The sequence below is a fragment of the Desulfogranum marinum genome, assembly GCF_016918565.1.
Lineage (GTDB): Bacteria > Desulfobacterota > Desulfobulbia > Desulfobulbales > Desulfobulbaceae > Desulfogranum > Desulfogranum marinum.
In genome coordinates this window covers 1-11,188 of record NZ_JAFFQD010000007.1, presented here as the reverse complement: position 1 = coordinate 11,188, position 11,188 = coordinate 1, and the positions used below count along the sequence as shown (strand labels likewise).

The 11,188-nt window shown below is 46.8% G+C and carries 8 protein-coding genes; 7 read left to right on the top strand and 1 reads right to left on the bottom strand.

The genetic code is table 11. From position 1 onward, the window contains the following. Window positions 1-122 precede the first annotated feature (122 nt). Both JWH17_RS05935 and JWH17_RS05930 read left to right on the top strand, forming a co-directional pair. On the top strand, window positions 123-2,594 hold the full coding sequence (locus tag JWH17_RS05935) for a helix-turn-helix domain-containing protein (protein WP_205221671.1): 2,472 nt from the start codon (window positions 123-125) through the stop codon (window positions 2,592-2,594). Next, window positions 2,591-3,241, top strand: a complete 651-nt coding sequence (locus tag JWH17_RS05930; protein WP_205221670.1) for a PA14 domain-containing protein — start codon at window positions 2,591-2,593, stop codon at window positions 3,239-3,241. Before JWH17_RS05935 ends, JWH17_RS05930 begins: the two co-directional genes overlap by 4 nt. A 181-nt stretch (window positions 3,242-3,422) precedes the next feature. Here the strand turns inward: JWH17_RS05930 and JWH17_RS05925 are convergent, their stop codons facing one another. Next, complete coding sequence (locus JWH17_RS05925; protein ID WP_205221669.1) at window positions 3,423-3,782, bottom strand: translation initiation factor Sui1; 360 nt, start codon at window positions 3,780-3,782, stop codon at window positions 3,423-3,425. A gap of 340 nt (window positions 3,783-4,122) precedes the next feature. On the opposite strand from JWH17_RS05925, the gene JWH17_RS05920 reads away from it, so the two are divergent. From JWH17_RS05920 to JWH17_RS05900, 5 genes are all read left to right on the top strand, one after another. Beyond that, window positions 4,123-4,749 (top strand): DUF6398 domain-containing protein, encoded by a 627-nt coding sequence (locus JWH17_RS05920; RefSeq protein WP_205221668.1) that lies wholly within the window; start codon window positions 4,123-4,125, stop codon window positions 4,747-4,749. A 425-nt stretch (window positions 4,750-5,174) separates the two neighbouring features. Further along, window positions 5,175-6,017: an HDOD domain-containing protein gene (locus JWH17_RS05915; RefSeq protein ID WP_205221667.1), complete on the top strand. Its 843-nt coding sequence runs from the start codon at window positions 5,175-5,177 to the stop codon at window positions 6,015-6,017. 127 nt (window positions 6,018-6,144) lie between these two features. Further along, window positions 6,145-9,339, top strand: a complete 3,195-nt coding sequence (locus tag JWH17_RS05910) for a hypothetical protein (RefSeq protein WP_205221666.1) — start codon at window positions 6,145-6,147, stop codon at window positions 9,337-9,339. A 166-nt stretch (window positions 9,340-9,505) separates the two neighbouring features. Next, entirely contained in the window at window positions 9,506-10,012 is a 507-nt protein-coding gene (locus JWH17_RS05905) for a PAS domain-containing protein (protein WP_205221665.1), read from the top strand. 98 nt (window positions 10,013-10,110) lie between these two features. Next, the coding region (locus tag JWH17_RS05900) for an IS1634 family transposase (protein ID WP_205221664.1) at window positions 10,111-11,188 on the top strand (1,078 nt) is incomplete at its 3' end.

Here is an 11,188-nt window from a genome sequence, read left to right as displayed (position 1 = left end):
ACGCAATGCATGGAAAGTGAACGCTGAGTCTGGAATTATTATTTTTTTCAAAAAATGATAAAATGTTTATCAGAAATTCGGGTTGACAACCATAGTGGTACAAGTGGAGATAATTTTACAATATGAAAAGTGGTAATTTAGAGCTGGAGCTTGCCGACGCCTTTGTTCAGTCTACAGGGACTAACCTTTTTTTGACCGGTAAGGCTGGAACAGGTAAAACGACTTTTTTAAAAAATATTAAACAAACCTGCCCCAAAAGGCTGATCGTTACGGCACCGACAGGCGTGGCGGCAATTAATGCCGGCGGGGTCACGCTTCACTCTTTTTTTCAACTCCCCTTTGGACCGTACGTGCCCGGCAGCGAAGGATACAACCAGAGCAGCAGGCATAGGTTTAGTCGAGAAAAACAGAATATCATCAAGAGTCTTGATCTGTTGATTATCGATGAGATAAGCATGGTGCGGGCTGACATGCTGGATGCTGTTGATTCTGTATTGCGACGTTACCGTCGTAACGAAGCACCATTTGGCGGGGTACAGTTACTGGCGATCGGCGATCTGCAGCAATTGGCTCCGGTGGTCAAGGAGAGCGATAGGACCATTCTTGATCAATATTATGAATCACCTTATTTTTTCAGCAGTAACAGCCTACGTTCCACTGCATTTATCACCATTGAATTGAAGAAAATATATCGCCAGTCAGATGATCATTTTATTGATTTGCTGAATAAGGTCCGTGACAACAATCTCGATCCGGCAGCACAGGAGGAGTTGAATAAACGGTATCAGCCTGATTTCCAGACAGCAGATGGCAACGACTATATTACCCTCTGTACCCATAATCGACAGGCTGACCGTATCAATGAAGTTCGACTGGAAACATTACCCGGTAAAGCGTCTTCTTTTACTGCGGAAATCGAAGGGGATTTTCCAGAACATTCCTTCCCCACTGCTGCAAGCCTGGATTTAAAGAAGGATGCGCAGGTGATGTTTATCCGCAACGACCCAACACCTGAGAAACGTTTTTATAACGGCAAGATCGGTCGCATTGTTGCGATGGATAACGATGAAATAACAGTGCAGTGCCCCGGCGATATGGAGCCGATTATTATTAAACCTTCAGTGTGGGAAAATATCGAATATACCCTGGATGTGGAAGAGGGCGAGGTCCGGGAAAAAAAGAAAGGCTCCTTCAGCCAGCATCCGCTGCGGCTTGCCTGGGCAATTACCATCCACAAGAGCCAGGGCCTTACCTTTGAAAGAGCGATTATCGATGCTCAGGCCGCCTTTACCCATGGCCAGGTCTATGTGGCGCTGAGCCGTTGTCGGACCCTGGAAGGTGTGGTTCTCAGCTCGCCCCTTGGTGCCAAAAATATACAGACCGATGCTGCAGTATTACATTTTGTCCGGCAGGCAAGGGAAGAGCAGCCTACGCAACAGCAGCTGGAAGTTGAAAAAAACAGGTATCAACAGCGGCTGCTGTTGGAGTGTTTCAATTTTCGACCTCTACGTTCCGTACTGCATCGTTTTGTCAGTATGGTAGGTAAATTTCGAACAAGCATTGTCGTGAAGGGTGCGGAAGACGTGCTGGGAATGTGTCAGCCAATATGGGATGAAATCTGTACTGTTGGCGATAATTTTCAACGCCAGTTGGAAGGCTTTTTTAAGGAAGGCTGCCTGCCTGAACAGGATCCGGTCATCCTGGAAAGACTCAATAAAGCGTCGGGCTATTTTGACGAAAAACTTGTCACCCTGCTTGTTACCCCTTTTCAGCAGGTAAGTATTGAGACGGATAGTAAGGAAATTCAGAAAAGCGTAACCAAGATCCTGAAACAATTGGACAGCATCGGGGCTGAAAAATTGGCGGCTGTACAGTCCTGCCGGGATGGTTTCTCTCCCCAGCAATACCTGCGAAGTATATCAACGGCTGCTGTAAAAGCTCCTCCCCGGAAAAAGCAGAAGGATGCATCGCTTTATTTGGAAAATGATGTGGCACATCCGGAGTTGTTCGAAAAACTCAAGCAGTGGCGGACGCAGAAGGCAGCTGAAGAAGGATTAGCTGCCTACCAGGTTCTGCATCAAAAAACCCTGGTACAGATTGCCGTTCACTTACCGATTATCATCACTGATTTGAAGGCAATCAAAGGGATTGGCAACAAGTTGGCAGAGCGATACGGCGAAGAACTGGTCACATTGATCAGTGACTATCGCAAGGAGCATGGTATTAGTGAGGTTGTTCTTCCTGCAAAGCCGGAGCCAATAAAAACCGAGAAGCGGTCGGGCACGACCAGAGACCAGACCCTGGCTCTTTTTGAGCAAGGGTTAACGATTAAGGAAATCGCCGAAAAACGCTCCCTGACTAGGTCAACCATAGAAGGGCACCTGGCTTTTTGGGTGGGAGAGGGAAAGATTGCGGTCAACAGATTGGTTGCAGAGGATAAGTGCGAGCAGATAGAAAAGGCACTGCAGCTGGAAGGCGGGAGAACGTTTCGAGAAGTGAAAGAAGCATTGGGCAATGACGTCAGCTATGGCGAAATTAAAATTGTTCAGGCATTTTTGAAAAGTCAGGATGCCGTGGAAGAGGGGGAAACATGATGGTAGATGCATGCAAGAAAAAAAACATGATGAGCATCTGGCTCATTGTTTGGTGTCTGTTTTTTACTCAAAGCAGTTTTGCTGCTAATGCAGCATCAGCAGAAAGCTTGGTGAAGATCACAGGCATAACCCCCGACCAAAAGGTAGCAGAGAAAATCGTGCCGGGTCTGCTCCCTCTGTATTACCTGGATTTTTTTCAACGTGATCTGAAAAAACTGCCGCAAGGGTCTTCAGCAAAATATCCTTCTTTCCGTGGTGAAGCGATCCTTGAGCTTAATCATACATTCGGCAGGGGAGAGGTCTTTGCCAGCGGTGCCAAACAAGGAGTCGGCATGCGTTTGCAGGGCTACCTGTTGTTTGCAGAGCCAGGGGAGTACAGCTTGCAGGCCATGTCCAACGATGGCATCATTATGCAACTCGACGGAGTGCAGGTGCTCAGCGATCCCAAACAACACTCAGATCGATTGACCGAGATGGCGCAGGTTTTGATCAATCATCCCGGTTGGTACCCGGTGGTGATTGAGTATTTTCAACGAAAAGGCACCGCCACCTTGCAGTTACTGTGGAAAACCCCTGGCTCCTCCGATGTAGAGCCGATTCCTGCATCTGCATATGGGCATGTCAGTTCGCCTGAGAAAGGGATGTAATTGTTTAGCCCGGTTTTCTCATTAGTTCAGGCGGTGTCAGGTTTATAGCTATGACAGGGTGGATAAGTGCAATGCATCTATGCAGCTCAATCCGGTGCCTGCCATTGGTGGATGTGCCACGCTTATCCCACCTTACGTAGCCTGTTTTCCTGCCTGATCGTGAGCAGGTAGGGTACTTTGCTTAACCGCCGGCCAGTTTTGCCTTGTAACCGAGTTTGTTCAACGCATCGACCAGTGTCTGGCGGTGGTCTCCCTGGATTTCGATGATGCCGTTTTTCGCAGTGCCGCCGGAGCCGCATTTTTGTTTGAGTTGTTTGGCCAGCTTTTTCAGAGCAGCATCATCCAAGGCAATACCGCTGATGATGCTGACTCCGGCACCCTTGCGGCCCTTTGTCTGCCTGCTCACCCGAATTTGCCCGTCGCCCGGCGGTGAGCTTTTTTGCTTGCTGCAACAGCATTGCTTTTCAGGATGTCCGCATTGCGGGCACATGCGCCCTTTGTCGGTGGAGTAGACCAATCCGTAGTTTTTTGTTTTTTTCATGGTGGGGTAGGATGATTTGTTCGAATATATTTTTTTGGAGATAGTAACCGTGATGCAATAGTAAACACGCCCTGCGATCTATGACAAGTTTAAGCAGTCTGATATAACCTAATGCTACGCGGCATGAGCAATATTGAAACCACAACCTCCACCTGTTGCTAGAGGTTCTCAGTAAATTTACTCGCTTCCGCTGTCGTAAGCCCCTTTGAGGCGAGAGTAAAAAAACTCATTGGTCAATGGCGTTGTATGGTAAGTGTGCTATCGTGTTGGTTATTACCTTTATTTTACCATTGGCAGAGGCAGAAAATAACCAGTTTGAAAAAAATAGCCGTTAATCGTTATGAAAAAGATACAATTAAAGGAAATTATTGGCCTGGTAGAGTCGTTCAGTGCAGAGTACTTGAACGAAGAATTAGCCGAGTGTGCTCTCAGGTTATGCAATAAATTAGGTCGTAGCCGCAAGCTGGATATTACCAGGGGCAAAAGAGAAATATGGGCCGCAGCCATCGTGTATGTGATTGCCAGGTCAAATTTCCTGTTTGATAAGGCCAGTGATGATTTCCTTACATCAGACATAATCTGTGATTTTTTTAATACCAAGAAGACCACGACCGGGAACAAGGCAACTGTCATTGAAAAAGCATTGAATATCAGTATCGGTGATAAGGATTGCTGTACCCAGGAGATAGTAGAGACCTGTTCATTTGTCGAGTTACCTGGTGGGTTTGTGCTGCCTAAAAGAATGATCGATGCTGTTTCCAGGGAAATTGTTATAGAAATCGGTGACGAGGAGGAGTCCCGGGAAATTGAAGAGTTCATGGCCCGGAAGCAGCAGGAACAGGAAGACAAAGAGCGGCTCAGAAAAGAGCGGCGAGCCGAAATAAACCGTGAAATTGCGGAAAAGAAGCGAAAGAAGAAGGAAGAGAAACAGGCAAAAATCAATGAACGGCAACTGAAGCTTTGGTGATGCACGTTGGTTTGGTTTACATAAGCGCTAAATCGTCGAAATTAGTAGCTGTGCCTTGAATCTCAAGAATAAACAAGAAGCTGTGTAGGGTCTTATAAGCCCTTGCTCCTCAGATTATCCTGATACCTTGTGCGAAATTGTTACAACCAGATGACAAATCCCAGACAGCATCTGGGATATCAGGAAACAGGGAGACTCCTGTAAGCAGTTGCGGGTTTTAGGTATAGTAAATTAAAGAGTTATTAACCCCGTGAGTTACCCTTTAGTTTTGTAGAGAAAGAGCTGTGTTTTGATAAAAAAACGTTGAAAAAAATGTGTGGTAATATCAGTATATTGCGAGCAACCTTTCCTTGCCGGAGTCTGATCGAAAACTACTGCTACTAAAAAAGCGGGAAATTTCAGTAAAGAAATGTCACGGGGGAAAAATGAATACAGCATTGAAGGATGTTATAAAAACGGCACAGCTTTTCTCTTTGCCTGACGTTTATTTGCGCCTGAAATCTCTTCTCGACGACCCGGATTATGCAATGGGGGAAGTCGCGGCGGTAATTAGCCTTGATCCTGCGATGACGCTCCGCTTGCTGCGTATTGTCAACAGCTCTCTCTATGGCCTTAATAAACAGGTGGACACTGTTAGTCGTGCCATCATTTTGCTCGGTTCACAGCAGGTGCATGATATCGTCTTGGCGACGTCGATAGCGCAGGCCTTTAGAGGGATCTCTAAAGATGTGATGGATGTGGGGAAATTTTGGAGACGCAGTGTTTACTGTGCTGTTACCTGCAGGCACTTAGCCCGACAACAGGGATCCTGCGACAAGGAAAGGCTGTTTGTGGCTGGACTTCTCTGCGATATAGGGCACCTCCTCATTTATCAGGCTATTCCTGATATTTATTGGAAGATGGCGCAGGAGTTGAAACATTCGGAAAAAACTATTGTCGACATGGAGCAGGAGCTGCTTGGTTTTGATTACGCCCAAGTGGGTGCTCTCCTTCTGGAGCAATGGAACCTTTCCGAAAGCCTTAAGGAAACGACCAAACTACATGTCCATCCAGGCAAAGCAGAGCAGTATCCACTTGAAACGGCTCTTGTTCACATTGGTTTCCTGATGACCAGGGCCGGAGACGGGGAGGGGGTGTTTAACGAGGCAGGGTTGAGTGTCGATCCATCGGCATGGGAGCGCACCGGATTAACTGCCGAAGACTGCTCAGACCTTTATAAAGAGATTGAAAAAGATGTTCGAGTGGCAATGGAACTCATTTTTTTATAAGCATACTGCGTGCAAAGTTGACAATGTCTTTTTTCGATTGCAAATGTTTATGTAAGCGCTGCTTTTTAATGTGCAATCAATACCCGAACTGCCCGGTTCAATAAACAGGGGATGTGTACAGCTCACTATGCAAAAGAGACCTTCAGCAGTTTTTTTTGATAAGAACGACTATCAACTCCTGCAAATCGTCAGAGATGTGCTTGAACGAGGCCCTCAATCGCAGGCTTTCCGTTCACTGTTGGGCAAGCACATGCATCCGCATGGAATAAAGGAAATGGCTGCTGCAAGAGGTTTGCGCATTGCTTATGCCATTGCGGGCCTGCTCGGCTCATTCGAGTCCGGGAAAGCAAGTGATCGTCTTATAGCCTTGCGCTCCCTCCGGGATGAAGTTTCCCTCACCTCTACGACCTTTTTCCATAAAAACACTGCCAGAGTGCTGCTGCAAATAATGAAGGAACTGCTGCGCAGCAACAACAATGAACTCTACCAGCTGAAATTGGCGCATGATTTCCGAATGGTTTCAATGGGAAATCCAAGAAAAGTTCGCGCTGAACTCGCCAAGTACCACCTCCTTGAAATGCCGGAAGAATGGAATCAGCTTGCTTTTGATGATCATGTTCATGATGCCAACACCAAGGGGCGAAAATCACCCACCCATCTGGTAATGGATGCCTGGATAAAAGGAATCCGTTATCTCACCGTTGTGTATTACAACTACGTCCGTTCTGAAGTGGTTGAGGAGTTAATCGAGGCCAGTGCAATCCTTGACCTCAATGTCCAGGTTGGGATTGAGATGTCTGCCCGGTTTCGGGACAAATATGTTCGATTTACGTGGGAACCCCACGGCTTTCAGGACAACAGTGCGCTGTTGAAGTTTCTTGAAGATGATGCCGTAAAACAGCTAATGGAAAAAGGGCGCCAAGTCTCTCTTTATCAGCAAAAGTATGTTTTTGAGGTTCTTGAAGCATTTAACACCCGTCATCGGCATGATCTCAATGCTGAGCTGTCATTGTCACTGAGGCCATGCAAAAAAGAAGATTTCCTGGCATTTGTGGGGGCAGGGCAACCGTCGTTGTTGCACCTGGCGCGATTTATCCACAATACGCTTGCGCAGCAGATACAGCCGGCATTTGTGGAAATATCAGACAGGCTCAACACTCCAGATCTCGGTGAAGAAGAAAAAAGAGGATTAAAGGCTCGTCTCAAAAAATTTCGAGAGGTCCACGTTCAGACAATTACCGATAAATATCTTCTTCCTTCACGTAACCCGACGATTCATGACCCGGCACACCCAGAGGATTGTCCGGATCTTCCTGAGCAACTACGACTCGGTCCCCATGCACTGCTCAGCCAATTGGCATCATTGCATTCAAGTTCAAAGTTTACATTAAACATCAACAATCTATCACTGCAAGATACCCTTGAATTGCTCTATGCCGGGGCTGGGATGATTACCCATATTGAAGCCTATAATCTGAAAAATGCTACCTACGGCATGATGTCGGGTAAGCCTCCTGATCAGAGTAAAAGCGAAGGGGAAGCGGTTGATCTGAAAAGTCCGGAGCACTACTATAAGCTCACCGGTGAACTGCAAAGAGCACTTAATGACGACAATGTCATTGCGCTCAAGCGAGCGGTACGTAGCATTATCTGGGATTACGAAGAGGAATTGTTACGCGCGAACGCAGCTGCGGAAATTTTTCAGGAAGAGAAGACCGCAACAGATACGCAGTCGCCAGAGCTTCACTCGATGCAGCAGCGGAAGCAGGAGCTCCTCGATATTCTTTACAATCTGGAAAAGTTTCATTCCTATTATAAGCTGCGGACACTCGGCTCTCGAATCGGTTCAGGCTCTACAGGGCAAGGGGAACACCAATACGGGATGGGGCTGGTTGTAATCGATACCTTACCAGCCAAGGGGAAGAAGGCGGCTATGGCTACAGTGGCAGGGCAACACCGGCGGTACATCCCCGTCAGTGCACTGTTAACTCATAATAAGCACAGCCGTAACTCCTTTGCTTCTAGAGAAACTCGTTTGAGCAGGCTCTTGCAGGTTTTCACCAGCAAAAATCGCCAACAATGGGACGATTGGACGCTTGATGGGTTTCAGGTTCACACCGGTCGGACAGGGAATATTGTTACCCTTGGCGGCCTTGGCAGGACAACGGAGGATGAATTTGAGCTGAATGCAGCAAACACCAAGCAGGAGCGGCTGGAAAATCCCTGGAAATATTTAAATACAAACGTAAAAAATACCCTCAAAGTGCTCCTTGGGTTTATTCCTGCTTTTTTAACCTTCAGCCTCACCAAGGACTGGTGGCTGCTTGCTTACTTTGGCGCTTTTATCTGGTTTGGTATCACCGGGGCACGCAATATCATACAATCTGTTCTCGGAGGAGGTGGCCTGCGACGCTCCCCTCTCCTTCCCTGGAATTCTCTTATCAGCTGGAGTCGGATATCCGACTCGCTGCTCTACACTGGTTTTTCGGTCCCGCTCCTCGACTATCTTGTCAAAAATCTGCTCCTTGATAAGGGGTTTGGCATAACCACAGCGACCAGTCCCATTATGCTCTATGCGGTGATGGGATTGGCTAACGGTATTTATATTTCCAGCCACAATGCTCTGCGCGGGCTACCCAAGTCTGCCACTATAGGTAATTTTTTTCGCTCTATTTTAGCCATCCCAGTTGCGGTCTTGCTGAATACCTGTATCGCGATATTTCTTCAGGCAGCTGGTGTCCCGGATGTGACCGGAGCGTTGCAGAAATGGGCTGCAATCATCTCTAAATTTGCTTCCGATTGTGTAGCGGCAGTTATTGAAGGCTTGGCAGACAGGCAGACCAATATTCGAGCACGTCTTGCAGCTTATCAAACAAAGATACTGCAACTTTTCAGCGTGTTTTCTCGGCTTGACCTCCAGTTTCCAGAAGAAGATGTGCTGGAAATACTGCAATCTCCAAAGATGATGATACAGACACTGAGCTACGAGGCAAGGGATCAGGAAAGGCTGATTATTGTCAATGCGCTGGACCTGATGTATTTTTGGATGTATCAGCCTCGAGCACACAAGGCGTTGAGCATTATTTATGATACTATGTCTGCAGAGGAGTGGTTGATTTTCTATAGATCGCAACTGATTCTGAAACGACAGAAAGAAATTAGCCAGGTGTTTGTGGACGGGCTGGTCGGTAAGAATTTTGCCAAAGCATTATCCTTTTATCTGGATAGGTCTGAGGAATACCTCTCGGATATGGAGAAAATAGGCAAAAAGCCCAGGCAAATACAAAGCAAATGCAGATGGGGTCATAATTTCGTTTTTTAGATGTAAATTGGAGTGGTTCAGTTGTACAACCGGGTCCCCTGGTCTCTACTTGAAAAATAACGTGCATAAACGGGTTTTAACAACCTGAAAAAGCAGCGTTATTGTTCTCCAACTCCCCACGGAGTCTGCGCTTACCTTTTCGTCAACGATCCATCCTGACAGCTATTTGAAAAAAAATCAGGAAAATCTGTTTAAAGCCCAAGGCATTGCTCGCCTTGGCCATTGGGAAAAAAATATAGGTTCAGTGGCTTTTCAGTTTACCAGCCCTTCACCGGAAATTTTTGGGCTCAGTTACCCTTGTACCTATGCGATGCTTTTTGATTGTATAGTAGATGAAGAGAGAAGCAGGGTTAAGCTTACACTAGATAGTGCCTGTGCCACGCAGCAGCCTTTCAGTATAAATTATCGGATTGTATTACCGGATGGTTGTGAGCGGATTATTTTTAATCTGGGAGAGGTTGTTCATACTGATCAACAGTCCGAACCGTTGCTCATCGGTATTGTCCAGGATATTACTGAGCTTAAACAGGCAGAAGACAAGATCGACTATCTTGCCTTTTACTATAATCTCACCGGTCTTGCCAATCGTTCACTTGAGGAAAACGAACTTGCCCCCTGCTATCCCGACTTTCGCAGTTCGACCTCCGATTTCACTATTTTCGCCCTGTTTTGAAGCGTAACCTCTTGAAGTTGCGTTAGCAGGATGCAAAAAAGGCTTGTAGTGCCGACCTACCCCCTTGCTTTGCTGATAATATTGGGCAAGAGTAGGATATGTTTTTACGAGCAAAAAAACGTTTCAAGGATGGCAAAGAGCATCGCTATTGGTCCATAGTAGAAAATCGCAGATTGCCAAGTGGTAAAGTCAGTCAGCGGCAGGTCCTTTACCTTGGCGAGATCAACGACAGCCAAAAGGTCGGCTGGTGTAAAGCTATAGATGTCCTTGACGATCAGCATAATCGTGCCACGCAACTGGCTCTGTTTCCCGATGATCGTGAGGCCCCGGAACTGGCCTGTGAGACAATTCAGCTTCGCTTGAGCGATCTTTCCCTGCACAGGCCAAGGCAATGGGGAAGCTGCTGGCTGGGAATTTCGTTATGGGATCAATTACAGCTGGATTCTTTCTGGTCTGAATGCCTACCTGTAAGCCGCAAAGGAACAAAATGGCTCAACGTTTTAAAAACTCTTGTTACCTACCGTCTTATATCTCCGGGCAGTGAGTGGCGCCTGCACCGTGAATGGTTCCGCAACAGCGCCATGGCCGATCTGTTAGGAGAAGATGATGCGCTTGTGCAAAAAGATAAGCTGTACCGATGTCTGGATAAACTTGTTGACCACAAACGTGATTTTTTCAGCTTCCTCACCAATCGTTGGCACGAAATGTTCAACATCAAATTCGATGTTTTACTGTATGACCTTACCAGCACTTATTTCGAGTGCGACCCGCCAGGGAGCGGAAAAAGAAAATTCGGGTACAGCCGTGATAAGCGACCAGATTGTGTTCAGGTGGTCATTGCCCTTATTGTGACACCTGATGGTTTTCCCCTGGCCTATGAAGTCATGGATGGAAACACCAGTGATAAAACGACATTGCCTGATTTCCTTGCGGCAATCGAAAAACAATATGGCAAGGCAAACAGAACATGGGTGATGGACCGAGGGATTCCTACCGAAAACGTTCTTGCTGACATGAGAGACTCCGAACAACCGGTGTCCTATCTTGTCGGCACCCCCAAAGGCAGGTTAAGCAAGCTAGAAAAATCATTTCTGGATAAATCCTGGGAGCAGGTGCGCTCAGAAGTGAAAGTAAAGCTTCTTAACCAAAACGACGAACTTTACATCCTTGCCAGAA